Genomic DNA, 23,408 nt, shown 5'->3' with positions numbered 1-23,408 from the left:
ACCACGGATCCGGAGGACGTCATGAGTCAGTTATTTACCCCGATTTCACTGGGTGAACTGGATTTACCCAACCGCATTATTATCGCCCCTATGTGCCAATATTCTGCCGACGAGGGCAAGGCCACCGAATGGCATACCATGCATCTCGGCCAACTGTCATTGTCGGGCGCAGGGTTATTGATCGTAGAGGCCACTTCGGTCGCGCCTGAAGGGCGCATCACGCCCCGCGATCTCGGCCTGTGGGACGACGCTACCGAACAGGCGCTGGCGCAGGTGGTGCAGGCAGTGAGAAAACACGCCTCCATGCCATTAGGCATTCAACTCTCCCACGCCGGCCGCAAGGCCTCCTGCGGCATTCCCTGGGAGGGCGGCGGGCAACTCAGCGCCGCACGAGGCGGCTGGCAAACCCAATCCGCCTCCACTCTGCCCTTCTCATCGCATGATGTTCCCCCTGCTGCGATGAGTCTGAACGATATCGAACGGTTGAAAGCGCAGTTTGTTGCGGCGGCAAAGCGTGCCGACCGCCTGGGCTTTGAACTGCTTGAACTGCATGGCGCACACGGCTATCTGCTGCATCAGTTCCTTTCCCCCCTGGCCAACCAACGTAACGATCAATACGGCGGTTCCTTGCAAAATCGCATGCGCTTGTTGCTGGAGATTTTCAGTGCAGTGCGCGCGGTGTTCCCGGCGGAAAAAGCACTCGGCGTGCGGATTTCCGCCAGCGATTGGGTGGACGGCGGTTGGGATGAACAGCAGTCGGTGGCGCTGGCGAAAGCGCTGAAAGAGTTGGGTTGCGATTATATCCACGTTTCCAGCGGCGGCCTTTCACCTCAGCAGAAGATCCCGGTCGGCCCGAGTTATCAGGTGCCGTTTGCCGAAATCATCAAGCGCGAAAGCGGCCTGCCGACCATCGCCGTGGGGCTGATCACCGAACCGGAACAGGCTGAGGCGATTGTCGCCACCGGCCAGGCGGACATGGTCGCGCTGGCGCGCGGCATTTTGTACAACCCGCGCTGGCCATGGCACGCCGCCGCCAGGTTGGGTGAGAAAGTCAGCGCACCGCCACAGTACTGGCGCTGCGAACCTCACGTATTGAAAGGACTGTTTAAAAACGACTGACAGGGGTTGGCTTGGGCGCTCAGCGCCCAGGCCGACATTCGGTAAAACCGGAAATCACCATCCCCGCCGACAGCGCAATACCCGCAACTGCCAGCAGAGGATTAAACTGCAGATGCGCGCCCAGACTGCCCAATAATGCCCCAAGGATCAGCAACCCGGCACTTAACCATGATGCCCACATAACTTCCCCACGTCCCCTTTGTATAATTGCGCGGTCATAATACGCATCTCTTGTGGGCAGGCCTTATCCTTTAGGGCGATTCAGCCTAATTAATAATCATATCCAGTACAACTATCACTTAAAATTATGTATTAATGCGGTGCCTTTTCACGTTGCGCGAGAAAAATGTCACAATAGTGGTTATAAGCGACAGAAAAAGCAGGGCGAATAAAATCTCCGTCTGAAGGATAAACCCTGCTATTACTCTGTTATTATTGTTGAATGACTGCTTCTAAGCTGAGAACACATGACTCAAGTTCCTTCTTTTAATCGCACTTTATTGCACCCGCGTTACTGGCTTACCTGGTTCGGTATTGGCCTGCTTTATTTGCTGGTATTACTGCCTTACCCGATTATCTATCGCCTCGGGACCTCGCTGGGCCGTTTTTCCATGCGTTTTCTCAAGCACCGCGTGGCGATTGCCCGGCGTAACCTGACGCTGTGTTTCCCGGATATGCCGCAGGCCGAACGCGAAGCGCTACTGGTGCAAAATTTTGAGTCCGTAGGCATGGGGCTGTTTGAAACCGGTATGGCCTGGTTTTGGCCAAACTGGCGTATCGAGCGCTGGTTCCACGTCAGCGGGCTGGAGCACATTCAAAAGGCGCGCGACAACCATCAGGGCGTTTTGCTGATCGGTTTGCATTTCCTTACGCTGGAACTGGGCGCACGTATCTTTGGCATTCATAACCCGGGTATCGGCGTTTACCGCCCACACGACAACAAGCTGATGGACTGGCTGCAGACCTGGGGCCGCATGCGTTCCAACAAGTCCATGCTGGACCGTAAAGACGTGAAGGGCATGATCCGCGCGCTGAAACAGGGTGACATCATCTGGTATGCGCCGGATCACGACTACGGCCCGCGCAGCAGCGTATTTGCCCCGCTGTTTGCCGTGGAGAAAGCAGCGACCACCACCGGCAGCTACATACTGGTGCGGACGGGCAAACCGGCGATCATTCCCTTTACCCCGCGTCGTCTGCCGGATGGCAAAGGTTATGAGTTGATTATGCAGCCGGCGGTGGAAAACTTCCCGCTGGACAATGAGTTCGTGGCAGCCGCGTATATGAATAAAGTGGTGGAAAAAGAGATCCTGATGGCACCGGATCAATACATGTGGCTGCACCGCCGCTTCAAGACCCGCCCCGAAGGCGAGCCCTCGTTATATTGACCACAACCCGCCTTATGGCGGGTCATTTCGTGCTCTGGGTATTGAGAAACGAGGATAATGGTGAGAGGGTAATCATCCTGATCGTACTCAGTATTTTCACCCTGGAGCCGTTATGTATATCGTTAGCCTGACTTACCATCGCCCGATAGAAGAAGTTGACAGCCATCTCGAGGGACATGTCGCCTGGCTGAAAAAATATTTTCAGGACGGCACTTTCATCGCCTCCGGACGTAAAAATCCGCGTACCGGCGGTGTGATTCTGGTGAAAGGCATTGACCGTGCGCAGTTGGACGCCATCGTGGCACAGGATCCGTTCAACGCCGTAGCCAACTACGACATTACCGATTTCACCCCCTCCACCACCGGTAACGGTTTTGACGTGCTTGCCGGGCTGTAAATCCCGCTAAACCTCCAGTTGCCGCAAACAAGGATGCAGCCAGAAACCATTCCGCGCAGCCAGCGCGGAATACCGGCAACACGTTATTTTTAAAACTTTATTTCATTATTTAGGCTGACCTGCCACATCAATTGATACCGTCTATAATTAGGCATATACTTACCAGGCTAACTTTTTTGCTCTGCCCCCTTGTTTCCGCCCGTGAGCAAAGCGCGCCACCTTCCGCAAGGGTAATTTATGGCTTCGGCATCAGAACCAGTAAACTGGAAACGCAATCTTTTCGTCGCCTGGCTGGGGTGTTTCCTCACCGGGGCCGCCTTCAGCCTGATCATGCCCTTCCTGCCGTTATACGTAGAAACGCTCGGCGTGACCGGCCACGAAGCACTGAACATGTGGTCCGGGCTGGTGTTCAGCATCACCTTCCTGTTCTCCGCTATCGCCTCCCCCTTCTGGGGCGGGCTGGCCGATCGTCGTGGGCGCAAGCTGATGTTGCTACGCTCGGCGTTGGGTATGTCGATTGTGATGCTTCTGATGGGGATGGCGCAGAATATCTGGCAGTTTTTAGCTCTGCGCGCGGTACTTGGCCTGCTCGGCGGCTTTATTCCCAACGCCAATGCGCTGATTGCCACTCAGGTACCGCGCAACCGCAGCGGTTGGGCGCTGGGCACCCTGTCCACCGGCGGCGTTAGCGGCGCATTGATTGGTCCGCTGATAGGGGGTCTGCTGGCCGATCGATATGGCTTGCGTCCGGTGTTCTACATCACCGCCGCCGTGCTGTTACTCTGCTTTGTGCTGACGCTGTTGTACGTCAAAGAACAGTTCACCCCGGTGCAGAAAAAAGACATGCTGCACGCACGCCAGGTCTTCGCTTCACTGAAAAACCCCAAACTGATACTCAGCCTGTTTGTCACCACCATGATTATCCAGATTGCCACAGGGTCAATCGCGCCGATTCTAACGCTGTATGTGCGCGATTTGGCCGGCAACATCCATAATCTGGCTTTTATCAGCGGTCTGATCGCCTCGGTGCCCGGCGTTGCCGCGCTGATGAGTGCGCCACGGCTGGGTAAACTGGGGGACAGGATTGGTCCTGAGCGCATTCTGGTATTTATGCTGATTGTCTCTGTGCTGTTGCTGATCCCCATGGCTTTTGTACAAACGCCGTGGCAGCTCGGCGTATTGCGCTTCCTGCTCGGCGCCGCCGACGGCGCGCTGTTGCCGGCCGTACAAACGTTGCTGATCTACAACTGCACCAATCAGGTCGCCGGGCGGATCTTCAGTTATAACCAGTCGTTCCGCGACGTGGGTAACGTCAGCGGTCCGCTGTTGGGGGCTGCGGTCTCCGCCGGCTACGGCTTCCGGGCAGTCTTCTGTGTCACCGCCCTGGTGGTGCTGTTTAACGCCGCATATTCCTGGTGGTGTTTGCAACGCCGGCCGGCGCGCCTGAGGGAAGATACCTTGCAGGAAGAGCAATAACCTCATTTATCACCCACTGCTTCACTTAAATGGGTCTGCGGCCCGTTTACCTTACTTTCAGTACTGGTACCCTTCACGGCTTCTTTTTCTACGCCAACCAGAAAATTCTTAATGTAATACCCTGTTTTAAAAACAGTAATTAAATTTTTGCGCAATAAAACCGCTGTCAATAACATTCCCGATCAAACCAACATAAAAACCAAGAAAGTAGATGTTTGTCGACTTTTCATCTAAAAAATGGGATACAGGGACTAGACAAAACCACCATCCAGTTATCAAATGGTTAAATAATATCACGCCCAATGTAAATCATTGGCCAAGTGAAAAAAGGCCGACGCGCTGTCCACGGTTAACGGGCGTTTCGGCTGCGGTTTTGTCGGGTAATCCGCATTGGGTGGATCACCTTCCTTAAATACACATACATACCACAGTATAAGCCGCATCGATGCGGCGCATTTTATTGGGAAGACGTTATGCAATCCTCTGTTAATAACCAAGAAAGCCGGACCTTCTTCGGCCATCCTTATCCGCTGGGATCCCTGTTCTTTACCGAAATGTGGGAGCGGTTTTCGTTTTACGGCATTCGCCCATTACTGATTCTGTTTATGGCCGCCACGGTCTACGACGGCGGCATGGGCCTGGCACGTGAAAACGCCTCGGCGATCGTCGGTATTTTCGCCGGCAGCATGTATCTGGCCGCCTTGCCGGGCGGTTGGCTGGCGGATAACTGGCTCGGTCAACAAAAAGCGGTGTGGTACGGCTCCATTCTGATCGCACTCGGCCACCTGTCGATCGCGTTGTCCGCCATCATGGGCAACAACCTGTTCTTCATCGGCCTGATGTTTATCGTACTGGGTTCCGGCCTGTTCAAAACCTGTATCTCGGTAATGGTCGGCACCTTGTACAAGAAGGGCGACAACCGTCGTGACGGTGGTTTCTCGCTGTTCTATATGGGCATCAACATGGGTTCATTCATCGCCCCGCTGATCTCTGGCTGGCTGATCCGCTCTCACGGCTGGCACTGGGGCTTCGGCATCGGCGGTATCGGGATGTTGGTGGCGCTGGTGATCTTCCGGGTATTTGCCGTTCCGGCCATGAAGCGCTATGACAGTGAAGTCGGTCTCGATTCCACCTGGAACAGCCCGGTCGCCAAGAAAAACGGCGTCGGGGCCTGGTTAATCGCATTGGCCATCGGCGTGGCGGCGATCGTCACCCTGATTGCACAGGGCGTTATCGTGATTAATCCGGTGGCGGTGGCCAGCATGCTGGTTTACGTGATTGCCGCTTCGGTAACCCTGTACTTTATTTACCTGTTTGCCTTCGCCGGCCTGAGCCGCAAAGAGCGCGCCCGCCTGCTGGTGTGCTTTATCCTGTTGGTCTCCGCCGCCTTCTTCTGGTCGGCGTTCGAGCAGAAACCTACCTCATTCAATCTGTTTGCCAACGACTACACCAACCGCATGATTGGCGGCTTCGAGATCCCGGCGGTCTGGTTCCAGTCAATCAACGCCCTGTTCATTATTCTGCTGGCGCCGGTATTCAGCTGGGCCTGGCCGGCTCTGGCACGCAACAAAGTGCGCCTGAGCAGCATCACCAAGTTTGTTATCGGTATTTTGTTTGCCGCTGCGGGCTTCGGCATGATGATGCTGGCCGCGCAGAACGTACTGGGCAACGGCGGTGCGGGCGTGTCCCCGCTGTGGCTGGTGGGCAGTATTCTGATGTTGACGCTGGGTGAGCTATGCCTTAGCCCAATCGGCCTGGCGACCATGACCCTGCTGGCGCCTGAAAGAATGCGGGGTCAGATGATGGGCCTGTGGTTCTGCGCCAGCGCATTGGGCAACCTGGCAGCCGGCCTGATTGGCGGCCATGTGAAGGCCGATCAGTTAGAAATGCTGCCGAACCTGTTCGCCCGCTGCTCGATTGCGTTGCTGATCTGCGCTGCAGTACTGACGCTGCTGATCGTCCCTATCCGTCGCATGATGGAAAACACCCAGGGTAAAAGCGAACAGAAACCGGCCACCAACGCCTGATAACACGTTCTCTTTCACCTTCAAGCCAGCGCCCGGTGCGCTGGCTTTTTTATTTTCCCCACGCCTGCCGGTGCAGCACCACGCGGTAACCGTCCAGATCTTCGAACGTTTGCCCGCCGTTATCCCAATAAGGATTGTAAGAGGCCACGTGCCGAAAACCGGCGGCCAGCATACGTCGGCATCCTGCAAGCCAGTCTCCTTCTTGCGGCAGATAAAACACCAGCAGGTGATCCTGCGTTGGCGCCTGCCCCACCCTTACGCCACGATGATGGGTAAACTCCAGGTGATAACCGTGCTGCGGGTGCCCGACCATTACGCCGTCAAAACCCTGGTGATCGGCAAATTCACCCAACCGTTCGAACCCTAATCCCTGGCAGTACATCGCCGCAATGTCCTGCAGACGATCGGTCGGGCGCGCAATACGCAACACCGCATTGGCTATCGGCATTATTTTCTCCGTATCATAATGAATTCATACAGCGCCATGCCCGCCAGCATCGCCGCCACGAACAGCCAGCCGGGTTGCGAGCCCGCCCCCGCGAGCACCCACGCAGGCCCGGGACAGATACCCGCCATGCCCCAGCCAATGCCGAACAGCGCACTTCCCGCCAGTAAACGACGATCCAGACGCCGGTTGGTGGGAATGAGCAACGTCTCGCCCGACAGCGTTCTCTGTCGACGCCGGGCCCACAAAAACGCCGGAGCCGCTACCGCAATCGCCCCCACCATGACCAGAGCCAACGACGGGTCCCAATGGCCGGTAATATCGAGAAAGGCCAGCACCTTGGCCGGGTTGGCCATGCCGGCGATAATCAGGCCCAAGCCGAAAATGATCCCGCTCAGCAGCGCAAATAAAATCCTGAACATGGTTTTAGCCCCCCGCCAGATGACGAACAACCCAGACGCTGATAAACCCCAGCAGCATAAATACCGCCGTGGCGGCCAGCGAACGCGGCGCCAGCCTCGCCACGCCGCATACGCCGTGGCCGCTGGTGCATCCGCCCCCCAACCGGGTCCCGAGGCCGACCAGCAACCCGGCCGCCATCAACCACAGGCTGCCGCCGCTGACCGGCATTTCCGGTAAAGGGCCGGCAATACGATACAACCAGGGGGAAATCAGCAACCCGACAATAAATGCGCCGCGCCACGCTTTTTCTGTACCGCCCGGCGTCAACAAGCCGCCGGTGATACCGCTGATACCGGCGATGCGGCCGTTAAACACCAACAGCAGCGCCACCGCGATGCCGATAATCCCCCCGCCGGCCAGTGCGGAAAACGGCGTGAAATGCAGCCAGTCAATGGTCATAGTGTCGCTCCCGGAGCCGGGCAATAAAGTTGATACAAGGTGCTGAGGATCGTCAGCGCTTTTTCATCGCTGACGGCATAGTAAATCTGCTTGCCCTCACGCCGCGTTGACACCAGCTCTTCCTGCCGCAATACACCCAATTGCTGAGAAAGCGTCGGCTGACGGATCCCCAGCGTCTGCGCCAGTTCACCCACCGACATCTCACGCTGGCTGAGCTGGCACAGCAACAGCAAGCGATCCTCGTTGCCCAGCGCCCGCAACAACGCCCCAGCTTGGGTTGCCGCCTGCCGCATACTGTCGATATTCATAGAGCCCTCAAGATAATTCATAAAATTATATATTGTATTCTTATAGACTATAATTCGGCGCCGCACCAGAGGCTGGTGTGAAATCTGCCGGCGTGGCATGCTGCCATTACGCCTTTCCACCGCGCGGGGATACCGCTACAGATGCTGCTTTGCCATGACTTAATGCCAACCAACCGGTCGATTGTGCCGATTGCCAAAGATTACCAACACGGCGATTTCGAGCCCCTTCACCACCATAACTGCGCGCAGCTGATCCACAGCCTTAGCGGCGTGGTGCAGGTAAATACCCGCCTGGGCAGTTGGGTGGTGCCGCCCGGGCGCGGCGTCTGGTTGCCGGCACGGATGGAGCATAGCTTGCGCATCACCGGTAAGGTGGCGGCCAGAGCGCTGTTTGTCGATCCGTTGGCACGTGCCGATCTGCCTGCGCAGTGCGAGGTGGTGCAAATCTCACCGCTGCTGCGCGAACTGATTATCTGCGCGATGGACATTCCGATGGATTACCCGCCAGGCGGGCGCGAAGATCGGATAATGGAACTGATCCTGGACGAGCTGCGCGTCTTGCCTATTCTGCCGCTGCATTTGCCGGAGCCACGCGACGAAGCCCTGCTGGCGCTATGCCGGCATATTCAGCAATCGCTGGCCCAGCCCTGGGAATTAGAGCAGGCAGCCGGTTATATCAGCGCCAGCGGCCGCACGTTGTCGCGCCGCTTTCAGCGTGAAACCGGGCTGCGCTTTGGCGACTGGGTCCGCCGCGCCCGGCTGCTGGCGGCGCTGAACGCTCTGGCGGCCGGCCAGTCGGTGCTGGAAGTGGCGCTGGACCTGGGTTATGAAAGCCCCAGCGCCTTCAGCGCCATGTTCCGCCGCCTGCTGGGCGTCGCACCGAGCGTTTATTTCGCCAGATAGCGCCCGGCAACGTTAAACAGCGCCTGCAGCGAGGCGCTGGCGGAATCGACGTCTATCCCAACGCCATAGGCCGCCTCACCGTGTGCCAGGGTGCAACGTATGTAAGCCACGGCACGACTGTGACTCTGATGACCCAGGGTGTGTTCGTGATAATCCTCAATCGCCAACGCCAGGCCAAAGCGCTGGCGCAACGCATCCACCGCGCTGGACAGCAAGCCGTTCCCTATCCCCATCAACCTCTGTTGTTGCTCTTCGAACAGTACCCGGGCGCTGAAACTGTAAGCCTCAACGCCATGGCTCTCGGTCTGATAACTCAGCAATTGCAGGCTCGGCTGTTCAACCAGCCCGTAAGTCGTGCGGAACAGCCGCCACAGCTCGGCGGTAGTCATCTCTTTACCGCTGCCGTCGGTCGCCTGTTGCACCACCTTGCTGAAGTCAATCTGCAGCCCGCGCGGCAACGACAGGCCGTGATTCTGCTCCAGCAGCCAGGCTGCGCCACTTTTGCCTGATTGGCTGTTAACCCGGATCACCGCCTCATAGCTGCAGCCGACATCATCCGGATCGAGCGGTAAGTAAGGCACCTGCCACAAGCCGTCCTGCCGCTGCTGTTGGGCGGCGAAACCTTTCTTGATGGCATCCTGGTGCGAGCCGGAAAAAGCGGTAAAAACCAGCTCGCCGGCGTAAGGATGGCGCGGATGCACCGGCAGTTGGTTGCACTGTTCAACCACCTCAACCACCTGTTTCAACTGGCTGAAATCCAGCCCCGGCGCAACGCCCTGGGTGTACAGATTGAGCGCCAACGTCACCAGATCCACATTGCCGGTCCGCTCGCCGTTGCCGAACAGGCACCCTTCCACCCGATCGGCCCCGGCCAGCATCGCCAGTTCGGCGCAGGCTACCCCGGTACCGCGATCGTTATGCGGATGCACGCTGATCGTCACCTGTTTGCGCTGGCTGAAGCGGCGGCAAAACCATTCGATCTGATCGGCATACACGTTCGGCGTACTGACCTCTACCGTCGCCGGCAGGTTGATGATCATCGGCCGCCCCGGTCCAGGCTGCCAGACATCGGCCACCGCCTCGCAAATCTCCAGTGCGAATTCCAACTCGGTAAAGCAGAAGGTTTCCGGCGAGTACTCGAAGGTCCAGGCCGTTTCCGGCTGCAATTCGCACTGCTGACGGATGCGCAACGCGCCATTCACCGCCAGGGCTACCGTCGCCGCTTTGTCCTGCCTGAAAACAATCTCGCGGAACATGGGGGCGGTGGCGTTGTACAAATGCACGATAGCGCGAGGGGCGCCGCGCAGCGATTCAAAAGTGCGATCTATCAGATCGTCGCGCGACTGGGTCAACACCTGAATGCTGACATCGTCCGGGATCAGGCGCTCATCAATCAACGAACGCACAAAATCAAAATCCGTTTGCGACGCCGAGGGGAACGCCACCTCAATTTCTTTAAACCCGCACTGCAGCAACAACTGGTAGAACTGGCGTTTACGGGCGTTATCCATCGGCTCCGCCAGCGCCTGGTTGCCATCGCGCAGATCGCTGGAGCACCAGCGCGGCGCCTGCTCAAGGGTGCGGCCGGGCCATTGGCGATCCGGTAACGCCACCGGCGGGAATGGGCGATATTTGCTTGAAGGGTTGGTTAACATGGCGATCTCCTGGGTGGTCCTGGGCAATGCCTTATTATTTCCCGCCCGGTTATTCGCTGCTCCCGCTTAGCGGACAATCGTCGTCGCAAAACGGACAACAAAAAAATTTGCATCCTGCGCCAACGAGACAACAATTACTTCTGACGTATGTCATGACGCTTTGGCGCTGCCAAAGCCCTTTCATTTACCTCACTGTGACTGGAGACGGACATGAGCCTGTATGCAACCCTGGAAGAAGCTATCGAAGCCGCGCGCGAGGAGTTTATTGAATCCGCCGAAGGCGGCAATGACGATGAACCGCCGGTACCGCAACAGTTCAATCTGCAAAAATACGTGATGCTGGACGGTGATATCATGTGGCAGGCCGAGTTCTTTGAGGAAGAAGGGGAATCGGTCGAGTGTTTCACGCTACGCAGCGGCGCTGCCGCCCAGGCTATTTTTGACGGCGACTACGACGACGTGGAAATCAGCGCGGAATGGATAGAGGAAAATACGCTGCACGAGTGGGAAGAAGGTGATTTTCAGCTCGAGCCGCCGTTGGATACCGAAGAGGGCCAGACTGCCGCCGACGAGTGGGACGAACGCTGAATAACGTCGGGCAGAGACCGGCCGATATCCGCGCCTGCCCGAACCCCATAATGCTCTCCCGGGAGGATTCATGATCATCCGCCAGGCGTGTCGCGCCGATTACCCCGCTATCCTGCGACTGCAAGCGCAAAATACCCCGGCAAACCTTGGCGAGAGCCAAAAACGGCAAGGGTTTATCGTCTCGCGTATGGATGAGGCTCAGTTAGAAAGCATTAACCGGCGTCTTGGCATTCTGGTGGCGGTTGAAGATCGCGCGTTGGCGGGCTTTGTCTGCTTGATGCCCACCGATATGCAACCGCGCCCGCCGGTGGTGGATGCGATGCTGGATACGCTCGGCAATCAGTCATTCAACGGCCGGGCACTCCGTGAGCAGAAGGTGTTTTTGTATGGCCCGGTGTGCCTTGATGCCGCCTGGCGCGGCAAAGGGGTGCTTAAACAGTTGTTCGCGGCCGTCAAGGCATGCACCCGCGATGAGTTCGATGTCGGCGCGCTGTTTATTGACGACGACAATCCGCATTCACTGGCCGCCCACGAGCAAGGGCTGAAGATGACGGCGCTGGCCCCCTTCCGCTGCGGCCGGCACGGATACCAGTTGCTGGTGTTCGCCACACGGGATGCGATTTACTCGTAAGGCCCGTGCTGCGCATCAAACGGCAACATGAAGGTATCCACCACCATCGACAGCGGTACGTCTATCACCGTGATGTAGCGCCAGGGCGTATCGCGCAGATCCCATTGCACGCCCGGGTAATACTGATGCCCATGCCCGGCGCCGGGCACCGTGCGGCTGATGATGCTGCCGCAGCCGGTTAACGCCATGACGCCTGCCGCCAGCAACGCCAGGCGGATTAAAGAAGAAAAGTTCACCAAATTGACTCTGAACCTGGTTGTTTTGAAAATAAACAACGCCCTGAGCGGATGTTAGCACAGTTTCCCACCGCCGGTTTGTCAGCATTGCGTAAGCGAAAGAGCAAAAAAAAACGGGGAACACGCAACGCGTATTCCCCGCTTGGGCTAACCGGTCAGCGACTAACGCCGTCCGACAGGATGAGCCAGTTCGTTATGCGGCAGTTGCTGATAGAATTCACGCCACGCTTTGCCTTCTGGTTGCAGCCAGACGCGCTGATGCAGACGCGACAGCGCCACGGGATCGCTCAGCAGCTCCAGACGTTTACCCTTCACCAGTTTTTCCGGCCCCAGTTGCAGCGCTTCCGTCACCCGCTCTTCACGGTTACGCTCAATCGCCCCGCGCAGGTGGTGACGCGCCGTCGCCAGCGCCGTTGCCAATGCGTTGAATGACGGGTTAACCACGGCGTGCATAAAGCCATTGGCCAGCGCGCGCTCGCGGTTAAGCTGCAGATACTCTTCCGTCGCCAGCAGTTCGCGCGGCGGCGAGTATTCTTCCGGGATCAGGAACAGTTTGGCGCGCTTGCTCTTCATGCCCAAGGTCGCGCGGCTCGACAGCGCCGACACGATAGGTGACAGGATCAGCGAGAAAACGATTGGCGACAGCCACCACAGGAAACGCAGGTCCAGCCAGGCCATACCGCCGGCCCAGACCAGGCCCAACAGCATCTGTGAACCGTGACGCTTAAAGGCTTCGCTCCATGGCGTGTCATCATCGTCACGCTGCGGAGAGTTCCATACCACTTCCCAACCCAGGAAAGCGCTGACCACGAACACGGTGTGGAACAGCATGCGCACCGGCGCCAGCAGCACGGAGAACAGCATTTCCATCAGCATCGACAGCAGCAGGCGCAAAGCACCACCGTATTCTTTGGCGCCCTTGGCCCAGATCAGCACTATGCTGAGCAGTTTAGGCAAGAACAGCAGTATCAGGGTGGTGGAGAACAGCGCTACCGCCAGCTCCGGACGCCACTGCGGCCATACCGGGAACAGCTGACGCGGCTGCAGGAAGTACTGCGGCTCCATCAGGGTATGCACCACCTGCAACGCCGTCGACAGCGCCAGGAACATAAACCACAGCGGCGCCGACAGATAAGACATCACGCCGGTCAGGAACACCGCACGGTGCACCGGGTGCATGCCTTTCACCAGGAACAGGCGGAAGTTCATCAGGTTACCGTGACACCAGCGACGGTCGCGCTTCAGCTCATCCAGCAGGTTCGGCGGCAACTCTTCATAGCTGCCCGGCAGGTCATAGGCAATCCACACGCCCCAACCGGCACGGCGCATCAGCGCGGCTTCCACGAAGTCATGCGACATGATGGAACCGGCGAAAGAGCCTTCGCCCGGCAGCGGCGCCAGCGCACAGTGCTCGATAAACGGCTTCACGCGGATAATCGCGTTATGGCCCCAGTAGTGCGATTCGCCCAACTGCCAGAAATGCAGGCCGGCGGTGAACAGCGGCCCGTAGACCCGGGTGGCAAACTGCTGCACGCGAGCATACAGCGTATCCATGCCCGAGGCCTTCGGCGCGGACTGGATGATACCGGCGTTCGGGTTGGCTTCCATCAAACGTACCAGGCCGGTGAGACACTCACCGCTCATCACGCTGTCGGCGTCCAGAATCACCATGTAGCTATACTCGCCACCCCAACGACGGCAGAAGTCGTCGATGTTGCCGCTTTTGCGTTTTACGCGGCGGCGGCGGCGGCGGTAGAAGATGCGGCCATGGCCGTCTACGTCACGGCACAGTTCCATCCAGGCCTTCTGTTCCGCCATGCAGATATCCGGATCGTAGCTGTCGCTCAGCACGTAGATATCGAAATGCTCCAGTTGGCCGGTAGCGGCGACGGACTCATAGGTCGCGCGCAGGCCGGCGAACACGCGCTCGACGTCTTCGTTGCAGATCGGCATGATCAACGCGGTGCGGTGCGCCGGATTAATCGGCTCATCGCCTTTGATGGTGGAAGAGATGCTGTATTTATCTTTGCCAATCAGCAACTGCAGGAACCCCATCAGCGCGGTCCAGAAACCGGCCGATACCCAACAGAAAAGAATGGCGAACAGGATCAGAATGCCGGTTTGCAAAACATAAGGCAGCAGTTGCAACACGGATTGCATCAGATCCTGATCCAGCATGGCCAGCGGATCGATCAGCGCCCAGCCCTGATACGGCAAAATGGTTTTCATGTACCAGGTAGCGATGCCGGTTTGCACCAGCATCAACACCAGCAGCACATAGCGACGCATCGAGCCGACCACGCGCCAGCGATTTTCCGCCTCGGCTTCCTCTTTGGACGCGTGACGATTGTGCGGCGAGCGCCCCAGCAACGAATCCCAAAAGCGCGCCACCGGGTTGGTGCGCCAGGCTTCCGGGAACATACTGGTACGTTTGATCGGAGGCATCGCCTTCAGTACGGTACGGCCTTCGGCGTCGGTGTCGAAATCGTCGTCGCTGACCGCATCCGGCCAAGCGCTTTCGATACGCGTTTTGACCGAGGCCAGCGCCACGTCATCCGCCGACAGCTGATTGACGTTGGCATCGGCGGCGCCCATCTTGCGATGCAGCGCCTCCAGTGCCTGGCCGTCATCTGCCGCCGGCTGTGGTTTAAGCGCCTCTGACCGCTCGGCGGTCAGAGGCATTGCCGCAAGATAATCCTGGGCAGGTTGAGTAAACTTATTCATTGGCAGGTAGCTGATAGCTCCAGGTTTCCGACAGGGTCTTATCACCATTGACCAACGCAGCGCGCATTTCTACCGGCTTCTTGTCGTCTTTCACTTTAAGACGCAGCGTCAGACGCCAGCCTTTGGTCACTGGATTATAGCGGACATTGTTTTCTACCACTTCACCGTTGTCGCCGATGCTCACCTGAGAGGAGACCGGCGTAGCGCCGTCCAGACCTTTCAGTACCGGGCCAACGAAATCAACCAGGAACGCCACGCTGCCGTCAGGCTCGCGGATCAGGTTGGACTGCTTCACGTCACCGGTAGAACGCATCGTCTGGCTTACGTAGGCGATATCCTGTGAATGCAGCTTGTCTTCATCGCGGGTGAAGTGCAGGCGGTAGCTCAGCGCCAGCGGGGTTTTGGCATCCGGCAATACGTCCGGAGTCCAGAAGGCAACGATGTTGTCGTTGGTTTCATCCGCAGTAGGGATTTCCACCAGCTCAACTTTGCCCTTGCCCCAGTCGCCGCGCGGCTCGATCCAGGCGCTTGGGCGCAGATCGTAACGATCGTCCAGATCTTCGTAATCCTTGAAGTTACGGCCGCGCTGCAGCAAACCGAAACCTTTCGGGTTCTCGATCTGGTAGGTGCTGACGGACAGGTGCTTCGGATTATTCAGCGGACGCCAGATCCACTCGCCGTTGCCGGCATGGATCGACAAGCCATTGGAATCATGCAGCGCCGGACGGTAGTTCAACGTAGGCGATGGCTGGCTTGGCCCGAACAGATACATGCTGGTCAGCGGTGCCATGCCCAGTTTGCCGACCTTGTCGCGCAGGAACACTTTGGACTCGACATCCACAGTGGTATCGCGGCCCGGATAGACCACAAAACGATAGGCCCCGGTAGCACGCGGTGAATCCAGCAGCGCGTAAATGACCAGATGCTTGTCGCCCTGCTTCGGACGCTCAACCCAGAATTCGCGGAAACGCGGGAACTCTTCGCCGGACGGCAAAGCGGTATCGATCGCCAGGCCACGAGCGGAAAGCCCATAAACCTGCCCTTTACCCACCACGCGGAAGTAGCTCGCGCCCAGCAGGCTCATAATTTCGTCGTTCTTATCCGCACTGTTGATCGGATAAATCACCTTGAAACCGGCAAAGCCGAGGTTTTTTACCGAATCCGGATCGTGCTTCACCGAACCAAAGTTGAAGTACTCCGGGCTATACTTGATCTGTTTTACGCTGGTTGCAGTGACTTCATTGATTTTCACCGGCGTGTCGAAGTACATCCCCTGATGATAAAATTCAAGTTTGAATGGGGTTTTCAGCTTGTTCCAATAGGCTTTATCGTGATTGAACTGAATCTGCTGATAGTCCGCGAATTTCATCTCACGGAATTGAGAAGGAAGGTTGCTCTTCGGGGCCTCAAAGCCTTTCCCTGCCAGATCCTGTGCCTGCTTGGCCACATCGTCGATAGAAAAAGCCCATGCCTGCGAAGTAAACAGCGTGAACAATACGGTAGCACCTAACCAACGAACGCTCGCGGCGCGTGGTTTACTGGATAATATATTAACTAGCACATCCCCCCCTATTCGTGTGCTCAAATCATTTAAATCCATATTAATGGATTATTCAGCTTTCCGACAACATGATAAATGGATGGTTCATGTTTATGGCTCATTGTTTAAGCAGCTGATGAAACACCAGCGTAGCAAGCCGCGCAGCAAGACGCTATGGAAAAATGTGAATCTGTATAGTAGGGTTTGGGATTGCGATTTAACCATTGCCGACTTATTAAGCGTGTTAATGACCACTCGACAAAATGACTAGCGGTAACCTATGACTAAAGGCAACAATCAACGAGAGTTTTTCCTCGATTCGATCCGAGCTTATTTGATGTTGCTCGGCATTCCTTTCCACCTCTCCCTGATCTATTCCAGCCACGCCTGGGCGGTGAACAGCGCTACGCCCTCGTTCTCGCTGACGGTGCTGAACGACTTCATCCATGCCTTTCGCATGCAGGTGTTCTTCGTGATATCAGGCTACTTCTCCTACATGCTGTACGAGCGTTACGATCGCCACAAGTGGTTGAAGGTCAGACTGGAACGGGTGGCGATCCCCCTGCTGAGCTCGATACCCTTAATAACCGTGCCGCAGTTTTTCATGCTGAAATATTTTACGGATAAATTAAACGGCTGGGACGATTTTTCGAACTATCAGAAAATAAATGTAACAGTTTGGGAACTGGTTTCTCACCTGTGGTTTTTATTAACGCTGTCATTACTGACCACGGCCTGTTTTTATCTGTTCAAAAAAATTAAGACGTTAAAAAGTAACGTCGCTCCTGACCCGATAAATAAAATGACGGGATTAGGAAACATCTCACTGTTCTTTCTTCTATATGCTTTATGCTATTCGGCGGCGCACCGTATTATTTTAATTTTTGCACCGCATTTACTCTCCAACGGCCTGTTCAATTTTGTGGTGATGGAAACGATGTTCTACCTGCCGTTCTTCATCCTCGGTGCTTACGCATTTAAGTACGTATGGCTAAAAGAGATTTTTCTAAAACCCTCTCCATTGGCGGTGCTCGGTTCGCTGCTGCTGTTGATTGCCTACATGCTGAATCAGAAGTGGCTGGCCCATAGCAGCTATATGTTTGAGCTGGAAGTCGTGATCAAAACCCTGCTTGGCATCCTGATGACAAACATAGTGTTTTCATTCGGACATCGGTTGCTGAATTATCATTCGCCACAAATCACTTATCTGGTCAATGCGTCGCTGTTTATATATCTGGTGCATCATCCGCTGACCTTGATATATGGCGCTTTTGTGACGCCCTATATCAACAATAACCTGCTGGGTTTCCTGATTGGTCTGGTGTTCGTCTTCTCCTGCGCCTTTGCCTTATATGAGCTGCACAAGCGCATCCCTCTGTTGCGCTTCCTGTTCTCCGGTAAACCACAATAATACTAAGCCTATATTGCCCCAGGGCGAAATTTCCTCACCCTGGGGTAATAGAGGGAAGCTTCACTAACCTTTTGAATGCGTTGCTCATCTTTTCATCATGAGCATTTTCCTAATCTTCGACTTACCTCCCCCGTCACATTGCAAACTGGCGATCACCTGTTACGCTCATTAGACATACTTATAAGTTATTTTTGTTCTTTTTTGGGCAGGGTAATCACATGAGAGAAGCATGGGTCGACTATGCAAAAGGCATCGGTATTATTTTGGTGGTCTTTGGCCATGCAAACCGCGGTTTGTACAGTGCAAACATTCATCTTTCCGAATCGTTTTACCAACTTACAGACAGCGTTATCTACAGTTTTCATATGCCGTTGTTCTTTTTCCTTTCCGGTTTGTTTTTTGTTCAGTCATTAGATAGAAAGGGTAAAACCAGCTTTATTATCAGTAAAGTTGATACTATCGTGTACCCCTACATCATCTGGTCGTTGCTGCAGGGAGCTATCGAGATCGCGTTGTCACGCTATACCAACAACCCCGCCAGACTGGCGGACATGCTGACACTGTTTACGCATCCTCGGGCACAATTCTGGTTCCTGTACGCCTTGTTTATGGTGTTTGTCCTCGCCGTCCTGTTATATAGCAAAAACAAATTCAACTACATCTTGCCTGTCTTGATCGTTATCAGCGCCGGTTTGTATGTTTATCAAGGCAGTCTTGGACAAGCTTTCCATTTCGACTATATCACCAAGTTTATGATCTTCTTCCTGCTCGGGGCGATAGCAATACGCTATTCAACCGTCATTGGCGAAATCAGCATGGGTACCAGCATAATCACGTTACTGGCTTTTATTGTGTTGGAGTGGGGGTTCCATGGTTACCTTGGCCTGACCTACACAAATGCCGGCGTGTTCTCCCTGATCCTTGCCGTCGTCGCCATCGCCTTTATCATTTGCCTGTCAGTGCTGCTTGCAAAGGCAAACATCCCATGGTTACGACGTTTGGGTGAGTTGAGTATGGTGATCTACCTGATGCACATCCTTGCCGCCAGTGGATTACGTATCGTGCTGGCCAAGTTTCTGCACGTTAACAGCTGGTCGGTGCATGTTGTTGCCGGTACGCTGATTGGCCTGATCGCCCCCATTATTGCCTATTACGTTATTCAACGTCTGCACCTCAATTTCCTGTTGGAGCGTCCGCGTTACAACCGGGTGCAGCGCAAAGAAAAAACCCTCTGAACACGTGGGGCGGCTCTTGGCCGCCCCTTCTCGCGACAGCGTCTTCCCAGTCTATTTACGATACGGCAATAGCGTCCGGGTTGCTGCCTGACCTGTAGCATAGAGCACACATTGCTCAGCTCAATGGTTAAAGTTAAGGCAAAGTTATACTGGAGCATATTGCCGCCAGTTGTTATAACTGCAATGCATAAGTGGAAATCCACATCCCTGCCTTACGGTAGCGATTGGGCTCAATGAACCCTGAGGGGCGACGTTGTCGTTGGTACGACAATGTTGGCATCATCTCCCTTCCGTCACGACAGAGAGGATTTTTAATGACTGATGATAAAGACACTTCGGCTCAGGAAGCCGTACCAGAGAACGCCACTCTACTGAAAATTCTTGGCCGTTTGCTGTCCGCGCTGGATTCGTCGATCAGCGGCAAGGATCGCAGCATCCTGGTGACCGAACTTTCCAGCCTCAATCTTGACGGCATTTCAGAGTCGGAGCGAAAATTGGCCGCTGAGCTGATCAAGCGAGCCTTGCAGTCGCTCGATCATTAACGACGCTGCGCCTACAAACCATTAAGCCTCCCAACGGGGGTTTAATGGTTTTTCTCCCTCACTCGGCTTCCAATGATTGTTGCCCAGGTAAATATTCAGTCTGCTGATAACTATAGATAAAAGCACGAACTTATTCCCTTCCCCTCGCTTTCCCTGTCCGTTCCCACCAAGTGGCAATAAATACCAAATCAGCTTTAGCGTTTTACCCACTAAACACGTTATCATCACTGGGTATCTGCGCCCCCGCGCAACGCCTTTCCCCCAGCCTCAGGAGAACGTCATTTTGGATGCCAGCACGATCAACAGTTTGTTCATCATCGGTGCCGTGTTGGTGGGGGCAAGCATTTTACTCAGTTCATTCTCTTCGCGGCTAGGCATTCCCATTTTGGTGATTTTCCTGGCAATTGGCATGCTGGCAGGGGTCGATGGCCCGGGCGGCATCGTTTTCAGCAATTATCCTGTCGCCTATCTGGTCAGTAACCTGGCGCTGGCGGTGATCCTGCTGGACGGCGGCATGCGCACCCGCGTCAGTTCTTTCCGCGTTGCGCTGTGGCCGGCTCTCTCACTTGCCACCATCGGCGTAGTGATCACTGCGGGGCTTACCGGCCTGGCGGCCGCCTGGCTGTTTGACCTTGATCTGCTTCAGGGCATGCTGATTGGCGCCATTATCGGCTCTACCGATGCCGCAGCCGTGTTTTCATTGCTGGGCGGTAAAGGGCTTAACGAACGGGTTAGCGCTACGCTGGAAATTGAATCCGGCAGCAACGATCCGATGGCGGTCTTCCTCACCATCACTCTGATTGCGATGATCGCCGCCGGCGAAACCACGCTGAGCTGGATGTTCCCCCTTCACTTGTTGCAGCAGTTTGGCATGGGGATCGTCTTTGGCCTTGGCGGCGGCTGGCTGCTGTTGGGGTTGATCAACCACATTAAATTGGCCGAAGGCCTGTACCCGTTGCTGGCCGTGAGCGGCGGCATTTTGATTTTTTCCCTGACCACCGCGCTGGACGGCAGCGGCATCCTGGCGGTATATCTGTGCGGCCTGATGCTGGGCAATCGGCCAATCCGCAACCGCCACGGTATAGTTCAGACCTTTGATGGCCTGGCCTGGCTGAGCCAGATCGGCATGTTCCTGGTGCTGGGCTTGCTGCTCAATCCGCACGAGTTGCTGCCCATCGCCATCCCTGCCCTGCTGCTGTCGCTGTGGATGATCTTGTTCGCCCGGCCGCTTTCGGTATTTATCGGGCTGTTGCCGTTTCGCAGTTTTACCCTGCGCGAACGCAGTTTTATCTCGTGGGTCGGCCTGCGCGGCGCGGTGCCGGTCATTCTGGCCGTCTTCCCGATGATGGCAGGATTGCCGAACGCGCAGCTGTTCTTCAATGTGGCTTTCTTTGTGGTATTGGTCTCGCTGCTGCTGCAAGGCACCACGCTGTCATTCGCCGCCAAAAAGGCCAAGGTCATAGTGCCGCCGGCATTGGCGCCCATCTCGCGAGTCGGGCTGGACGTGCACCCGGAAAACCAATGGGAGCAGTTTGTTTACCAGCTCTCGTCGGAAAACTGGTGCGTGGGTGCCGCGCTGCGTGAGTTGAAAATGCCGCCCGGTACGCGTATTGCCGCACTGTTCCGCGGCAAGGAACTGCTGCATCCAAGCGGCAGTACGAGGCTGCGTGAAGATGACATCCTGTGCGTTATCGGCCATGAACACGATCTGCCGGTGCTGGGCAAACTGTTCAGCCAGGCGCCGGTGGTCACGCTTGACGAGCGCTTCTTCGGTGACTTTATCCTGCAATCAGACGCGCGCCTGAGCGATATCTCTCAGGTATACGGTCTTAACCTGCACGAAGGCGTGGACGAACAGCAAACGCTCGGCCAGTTCGTCCTTCAGTTGATCGGCGGTGCGCCCGTGGTGGGCGATCAGGTGGAATGGGATGGTTTGACCTGGACGATTGCCGAAATGGACGGTAACTCGATCAGCAAGATTGGCGTAAAAATCGTTACTGACTGATCCTCCTGCAGCACCCGCCCGCTGTACTGTAACGTCCACAGCGGGCCCCCGGAATAATGACGGAACTTATAGGCCCGGGAAGGTTCTTAAACTCTGAAATCATCAAAATCGGGGCTTTCAGCCTCGTCGTTTTAACCTTTACTCTGGGAACACCGCACAGCGGTGATGGGTATTGGTTTGAACAGCAAAACTCGATTTTTATCTGTCATGGTGCTGCTGGCGCTGGTGCTCATCGCGCTGGATCTGGGCATCGCCGATTTGGTCCATAGCTTCTTAATTGGATAACGTTAACGTGACACAGCAGCATCAAGAAAAAGATATTCTGGGAAAAATACTGGTTACCGTATCTGCGCTTTGCCTGGTTGGCGTGGCGGGGTTGTTGGTTTGGTGGTTTGTGCTGGATTAATCGTTTGGCTGACGCAGGTAACGCGGAAACACAACAACAACTATTTTGTTACAATGCTTCGACATCTCTTTCTTGTCACAGAGCGTATGCTGAACAGACATGGAAATAAAAATTATACCCTCATACTACTTAAGTGTTGGCCCGCCTGAAACGGGCTTTTTTTTGCCTGTAATCCCCATCCCGGATACAAAAAAACCGCCGCAGCGGTTTTTTCGTTAGCGATGGCGATCAGATTTTACACCCTTCGCAGTCCGCTTCGTCCTCAAGGAGCTCAGGCACTTCTTTCGCTTTCTGCGCCGCTTTTTCTTCTGCTTTCGCTAACTCGGCATCGATATCAAAATCGAAAATATCATCACTCATCGCAAACTCCTCACGCTTAACTGGCTTCGAGGACTGAGTATAATCGACAACCGCACAAGCGGAAACCCTTCAGTTAAGCACCGCCACCTGCGGCTGTTCACCCTGCGGCTTCTTTGAATACGCCAGATCGTAGACATCATAGAAATCGATCTCGCCTTTATTGGCGATGATTTCCTGCATACGCGTTTTCAGCGTCGCGCCGATCGACGGCTCATCCAACAGCGCCTTTACCGACTGCGGCGACAGCGCTCGGGTGAAATACCACTCACCGTTATAACATACGCGCAGATCCAACACGCCGATATCCTCAAAACGATATACCGGTTTGATTTCAATCATCAGCATGGCAAACATGAACAAGACGAAGACCGTGAAAGCCACGAATGAGAAAAAACCCATGTAAGGGACTTGGTACATCACGGCAACCACGGCGAAATAGCCAGCGAACATGGCAAGGCACAGATAGCGGTGATCGCGGGCAAATTCGCTGTTAAAACGCAGTTTGCCGTCGCGCCCTTCCTGCCGGTTGATCCGTTCGATTTCTTTTACCAAGATGCTTTTAATCGCGTCCATACTTACAACCTTATGCTTGGGAGCATTACGCTATCAATAATCTTTCCTCAAACTATCACAAGTACAGTTTGCCCAGGTAGATCAGTTCCTCACTTTAAAATCGTCAACTGTTATACCTGCAACGCCTAGCGCTGCAGGGAGTTTTTACCTTGTGCGAACATGAACATGCGCTGAGCAATATCGTCAGCCTGTTTGATTTTTTGCTTCTGGGGCTCATTACAGCGCTGAATCGCGCGGGCATAGGCGATCTCGTGCGCCTGGTCGATCATCGCAATAATCTTGTCGCGTTCCTGTTTATCCAGGTTGCCGAGCAGGGTGGTGATTATCGCCTGATAGGCGTTGGAGGCAGCTGTCAGCGACGTCTCTCTGGCTTCGAGAGCGGCTACACGCTGCAATAATTCCTGCAGTTGATCGGACTCGGACATATCGACCTCCTGTTGCCGGGCAGCGAACCTGCCTGATTACAGTCTAGCAAAGATCGATAACAACAGAGACAGGAGAACAGGTTACGGTAAAGCACACCCGAAAAACCCAACGAGGAGCCGATAGTGCAAATCAACCCGGGTGCGCTTTACGAT

The 23,408-nt window shown here is 55.5% G+C and carries 25 protein-coding genes; 12 read left to right on the top strand and 13 right to left on the bottom strand.

What is annotated here, in order from left to right:
- Nucleotides 1-21 precede the first annotated feature (21 nt).
- Entirely contained in the window at nt 22-1,119 is a 1,098-nt protein-coding gene (locus tag JK621_RS08055; RefSeq protein ID WP_212559356.1) for an NADH:flavin oxidoreductase/NADH oxidase, read from the top strand.
- Nucleotides 1,120-1,138: 19 nt separating this feature from the next.
- Here JK621_RS08055 and JK621_RS08050 read toward each other — a convergent pair whose 3' ends face one another.
- Nucleotides 1,139-1,300: a histidine kinase gene (locus tag JK621_RS08050; protein WP_212559355.1), complete on the bottom strand. Its 162-nt coding sequence runs from the start codon at nt 1,298-1,300 to the stop codon at nt 1,139-1,141.
- Between the two features lie 286 nt (nt 1,301-1,586).
- On the opposite strand from JK621_RS08050, the gene JK621_RS08045 reads away from it, so the two are divergent.
- From JK621_RS08045 to mdtG, 3 genes are all read left to right on the top strand, one after another.
- Entirely contained in the window at nt 1,587-2,507 is a 921-nt protein-coding gene (locus tag JK621_RS08045; RefSeq protein WP_212559354.1) for a Kdo(2)-lipid IV(A) acyltransferase, read from the top strand.
- Between the two features lie 112 nt (nt 2,508-2,619).
- Nucleotides 2,620-2,904 carry a YciI family protein gene (locus JK621_RS08040; RefSeq protein ID WP_212559353.1) on the top strand — a complete coding sequence of 95 codons (285 nt, stop codon included), beginning with the start codon at nt 2,620-2,622 and terminating at the stop codon, nt 2,902-2,904.
- Nucleotides 2,905-3,141: 237 nt separating this feature from the next.
- Nucleotides 3,142-4,380 carry a multidrug efflux MFS transporter MdtG gene (gene mdtG, locus JK621_RS08035; protein WP_212559352.1) on the top strand — a complete coding sequence of 413 codons (1,239 nt, stop codon included), beginning with the start codon at nt 3,142-3,144 and terminating at the stop codon, nt 4,378-4,380.
- A gap of 2 nt (nt 4,381-4,382) precedes the next feature.
- On the opposite strand, the gene JK621_RS08030 is transcribed toward mdtG, so the two are convergent.
- Complete coding sequence (locus JK621_RS08030) at nt 4,383-4,550, bottom strand: hypothetical protein (protein ID WP_212559351.1); 168 nt, start codon at nt 4,548-4,550, stop codon at nt 4,383-4,385.
- A 303-nt stretch (nt 4,551-4,853) separates the two neighbouring features.
- Here JK621_RS08030 and JK621_RS08025 point away from each other — a divergent pair, with 303 nt between their 5' ends.
- Nucleotides 4,854-6,407 carry a peptide MFS transporter gene (locus tag JK621_RS08025; RefSeq protein WP_212559350.1) on the top strand — a complete coding sequence of 518 codons (1,554 nt, stop codon included), beginning with the start codon at nt 4,854-4,856 and terminating at the stop codon, nt 6,405-6,407.
- Nucleotides 6,408-6,456: 49 nt separating this feature from the next.
- Here the strand turns inward: JK621_RS08025 and JK621_RS08020 are convergent, their stop codons facing one another.
- Genes JK621_RS08020 through JK621_RS08005 form a run of 4 tightly spaced genes read right to left on the bottom strand, consistent with a single transcriptional unit; the run spans nt 6,457 to nt 8,021 of the window.
- On the bottom strand, nt 6,457-6,855 hold the full coding sequence (locus JK621_RS08020; RefSeq protein WP_212559349.1) for a VOC family protein: 399 nt from the start codon (nt 6,853-6,855) through the stop codon (nt 6,457-6,459).
- Nucleotides 6,855-7,274 (bottom strand): YeeE/YedE family protein, encoded by a 420-nt coding sequence (locus JK621_RS08015; RefSeq protein ID WP_212559348.1) that lies wholly within the window; start codon nt 7,272-7,274, stop codon nt 6,855-6,857. The genes JK621_RS08020 and JK621_RS08015 overlap by 1 nt, the downstream gene beginning before the upstream one ends.
- A 4-nt stretch (nt 7,275-7,278) precedes the next feature.
- Complete coding sequence (locus JK621_RS08010; RefSeq protein ID WP_212559347.1) at nt 7,279-7,713, bottom strand: YeeE/YedE family protein; 435 nt, start codon at nt 7,711-7,713, stop codon at nt 7,279-7,281.
- Nucleotides 7,710-8,021: an ArsR/SmtB family transcription factor gene (locus JK621_RS08005; RefSeq protein WP_212559346.1), complete on the bottom strand. Its 312-nt coding sequence runs from the start codon at nt 8,019-8,021 to the stop codon at nt 7,710-7,712. Before JK621_RS08005 ends, JK621_RS08010 begins: the two co-directional genes overlap by 4 nt.
- A gap of 141 nt (nt 8,022-8,162) precedes the next feature.
- Here JK621_RS08005 and JK621_RS08000 point away from each other — a divergent pair, with 141 nt between their 5' ends.
- Nucleotides 8,163-8,924 carry an AraC family transcriptional regulator gene (locus tag JK621_RS08000; RefSeq protein ID WP_212559345.1) on the top strand — a complete coding sequence of 254 codons (762 nt, stop codon included), beginning with the start codon at nt 8,163-8,165 and terminating at the stop codon, nt 8,922-8,924.
- On the opposite strand, the gene leuA is transcribed toward JK621_RS08000, so the two are convergent.
- Entirely contained in the window at nt 8,909-10,579 is a 1,671-nt protein-coding gene (gene leuA, locus JK621_RS07995) for a 2-isopropylmalate synthase (RefSeq protein ID WP_212559344.1), read from the bottom strand. The genes JK621_RS08000 and leuA overlap by 16 nt on opposite strands.
- A gap of 210 nt (nt 10,580-10,789) precedes the next feature.
- Here leuA and JK621_RS07990 point away from each other — a divergent pair, with 210 nt between their 5' ends.
- Entirely contained in the window at nt 10,790-11,167 is a 378-nt protein-coding gene (locus tag JK621_RS07990; RefSeq protein ID WP_212559343.1) for a MysB family protein, read from the top strand.
- Nucleotides 11,168-11,237: 70 nt separating this feature from the next.
- Nucleotides 11,238-11,798, top strand: a complete 561-nt coding sequence (locus JK621_RS07985) for a GNAT family N-acetyltransferase (protein WP_212559342.1) — start codon at nt 11,238-11,240, stop codon at nt 11,796-11,798.
- Here the strand turns inward: JK621_RS07985 and JK621_RS07980 are convergent.
- The 3 genes from JK621_RS07980 to JK621_RS07970 all read right to left on the bottom strand — a co-directional run bounded on the left by JK621_RS07980 (nt 11,789) and on the right by JK621_RS07970 (nt 16,319).
- Nucleotides 11,789-11,986, bottom strand: coding sequence for a YceK/YidQ family lipoprotein (locus tag JK621_RS07980; RefSeq protein ID WP_042437287.1), 198 nt, complete (start codon nt 11,984-11,986; stop codon nt 11,789-11,791). The genes JK621_RS07985 and JK621_RS07980 overlap by 10 nt on opposite strands.
- 210 nt (nt 11,987-12,196) lie before the next feature.
- Nucleotides 12,197-14,758, bottom strand: coding sequence for a glucans biosynthesis glucosyltransferase MdoH (mdoH, locus tag JK621_RS07975; RefSeq protein WP_212559341.1), 2,562 nt, complete (start codon nt 14,756-14,758; stop codon nt 12,197-12,199).
- Nucleotides 14,751-16,319 carry a glucan biosynthesis protein G gene (locus tag JK621_RS07970; RefSeq protein ID WP_212559340.1) on the bottom strand — a complete coding sequence of 523 codons (1,569 nt, stop codon included), beginning with the start codon at nt 16,317-16,319 and terminating at the stop codon, nt 14,751-14,753. Before JK621_RS07970 ends, mdoH begins: the two co-directional genes overlap by 8 nt.
- Nucleotides 16,320-16,578: 259 nt before the next feature.
- Here JK621_RS07970 and mdoC point away from each other — a divergent pair, with 259 nt between their 5' ends.
- The 4 genes from mdoC to JK621_RS07950 all read left to right on the top strand — a co-directional run bounded on the left by mdoC (nt 16,579) and on the right by JK621_RS07950 (nt 21,491).
- A complete protein-coding gene (mdoC, locus tag JK621_RS07965; protein WP_212559339.1) occupies nt 16,579-17,709 on the top strand; it encodes a glucans biosynthesis protein MdoC in 1,131 nt (376 codons plus the stop codon).
- Nucleotides 17,710-17,927: 218 nt separating this feature from the next.
- Nucleotides 17,928-18,944, top strand: coding sequence for an acyltransferase family protein (locus JK621_RS07960; protein WP_212559338.1), 1,017 nt, complete (start codon nt 17,928-17,930; stop codon nt 18,942-18,944).
- A 314-nt stretch (nt 18,945-19,258) separates the two neighbouring features.
- Nucleotides 19,259-19,486, top strand: coding sequence for a hypothetical protein (locus tag JK621_RS07955; protein ID WP_209632698.1), 228 nt, complete (start codon nt 19,259-19,261; stop codon nt 19,484-19,486).
- Nucleotides 19,487-19,769: 283 nt separating this feature from the next.
- The gene (locus JK621_RS07950) at nt 19,770-21,491 is read left to right on the top strand and encodes a potassium/proton antiporter (RefSeq protein WP_212559337.1); all 1,722 of its coding nucleotides are present in this window, start codon (nt 19,770-19,772) and stop codon (nt 21,489-21,491) included.
- Between the two features lie 634 nt (nt 21,492-22,125).
- On the opposite strand, the gene JK621_RS25460 is transcribed toward JK621_RS07950, so the two are convergent.
- The 3 genes from JK621_RS25460 to JK621_RS07940 form a co-directional block, all read right to left on the bottom strand.
- Nucleotides 22,126-22,257, bottom strand: coding sequence for a hypothetical protein (locus JK621_RS25460; protein WP_283249351.1), 132 nt, complete (start codon nt 22,255-22,257; stop codon nt 22,126-22,128).
- Nucleotides 22,258-22,326: 69 nt separating this feature from the next.
- Nucleotides 22,327-22,830, bottom strand: coding sequence for a YlaC family protein (locus tag JK621_RS07945; RefSeq protein ID WP_212559336.1), 504 nt, complete (start codon nt 22,828-22,830; stop codon nt 22,327-22,329).
- A gap of 125 nt (nt 22,831-22,955) precedes the next feature.
- Complete coding sequence (locus JK621_RS07940) at nt 22,956-23,255, bottom strand: hypothetical protein (protein WP_212559335.1); 300 nt, start codon at nt 23,253-23,255, stop codon at nt 22,956-22,958.
- Nucleotides 23,256-23,408: the final 153 nt, after the last annotated feature.

The sequence above is a fragment of the Serratia plymuthica genome (assembly GCF_018336935.1).
Lineage (GTDB): Bacteria > Pseudomonadota > Gammaproteobacteria > Enterobacterales > Enterobacteriaceae > Serratia > Serratia plymuthica_B.
Note: the sequence above shows the minus strand (reverse complement) of the source record. Positions and strands in the feature narration are given on the sequence as shown.

Bases quoted from the DNA above. Each gene is read 5' to 3' on its own strand.
- JK621_RS08020 (WP_212559349.1), bottom strand. From the start codon at position 6,855: ATGCCGATAGCCAATGCGGTGTTGCGTATTGCGCGCCCGACCGATCGT.
- JK621_RS08005 (WP_212559346.1), bottom strand. From the start codon at position 8,021: ATGAATATCGACAGTATGCGGCAGGCGGCAACCCAAGCTGGGGCGTTG.
- JK621_RS08040 (WP_212559353.1), top strand. From the start codon at position 2,620: ATGTATATCGTTAGCCTGACTTACCATCGCCCGATAGAAGAAGTTGAC.
- mdoC (WP_212559339.1), top strand. From the start codon at position 16,579: ATGACTAAAGGCAACAATCAACGAGAGTTTTTCCTCGATTCGATCCGA.
- JK621_RS07940 (WP_212559335.1), bottom strand. From the start codon at position 23,255: ATGTCCGAGTCCGATCAACTGCAGGAATTATTGCAGCGTGTAGCCGCT.
- JK621_RS07980 (WP_042437287.1), bottom strand. From the start codon at position 11,986: ATGGCGTTAACCGGCTGCGGCAGCATCATCAGCCGCACGGTGCCCGGC.
- JK621_RS07945 (WP_212559336.1), bottom strand. From the start codon at position 22,830: ATGGACGCGATTAAAAGCATCTTGGTAAAAGAAATCGAACGGATCAAC.
- JK621_RS07960 (WP_212559338.1), top strand. From the start codon at position 17,928: ATGAGAGAAGCATGGGTCGACTATGCAAAAGGCATCGGTATTATTTTG.
- JK621_RS08000 (WP_212559345.1), top strand. From the start codon at position 8,163: ATGCTGCTTTGCCATGACTTAATGCCAACCAACCGGTCGATTGTGCCG.
- JK621_RS08015 (WP_212559348.1), bottom strand. From the start codon at position 7,274: ATGTTCAGGATTTTATTTGCGCTGCTGAGCGGGATCATTTTCGGCTTG.
- mdtG (WP_212559352.1), top strand. From the start codon at position 3,142: ATGGCTTCGGCATCAGAACCAGTAAACTGGAAACGCAATCTTTTCGTC.
- leuA (WP_212559344.1), bottom strand. From the start codon at position 10,579: ATGTTAACCAACCCTTCAAGCAAATATCGCCCATTCCCGCCGGTGGCG.
- JK621_RS07990 (WP_212559343.1), top strand. From the start codon at position 10,790: ATGAGCCTGTATGCAACCCTGGAAGAAGCTATCGAAGCCGCGCGCGAG.
- JK621_RS07955 (WP_209632698.1), top strand. From the start codon at position 19,259: ATGACTGATGATAAAGACACTTCGGCTCAGGAAGCCGTACCAGAGAAC.
- JK621_RS25460 (WP_283249351.1), bottom strand. From the start codon at position 22,257: ATGAGTGATGATATTTTCGATTTTGATATCGATGCCGAGTTAGCGAAA.
- JK621_RS08055 (WP_212559356.1), top strand. From the start codon at position 22: ATGAGTCAGTTATTTACCCCGATTTCACTGGGTGAACTGGATTTACCC.
- JK621_RS08025 (WP_212559350.1), top strand. From the start codon at position 4,854: ATGCAATCCTCTGTTAATAACCAAGAAAGCCGGACCTTCTTCGGCCAT.
- JK621_RS07985 (WP_212559342.1), top strand. From the start codon at position 11,238: ATGATCATCCGCCAGGCGTGTCGCGCCGATTACCCCGCTATCCTGCGA.
- JK621_RS08050 (WP_212559355.1), bottom strand. From the start codon at position 1,300: ATGTGGGCATCATGGTTAAGTGCCGGGTTGCTGATCCTTGGGGCATTA.
- JK621_RS08045 (WP_212559354.1), top strand. From the start codon at position 1,587: ATGACTCAAGTTCCTTCTTTTAATCGCACTTTATTGCACCCGCGTTAC.
- JK621_RS08010 (WP_212559347.1), bottom strand. From the start codon at position 7,713: ATGACCATTGACTGGCTGCATTTCACGCCGTTTTCCGCACTGGCCGGC.
- mdoH (WP_212559341.1), bottom strand. From the start codon at position 14,758: ATGAATAAGTTTACTCAACCTGCCCAGGATTATCTTGCGGCAATGCCT.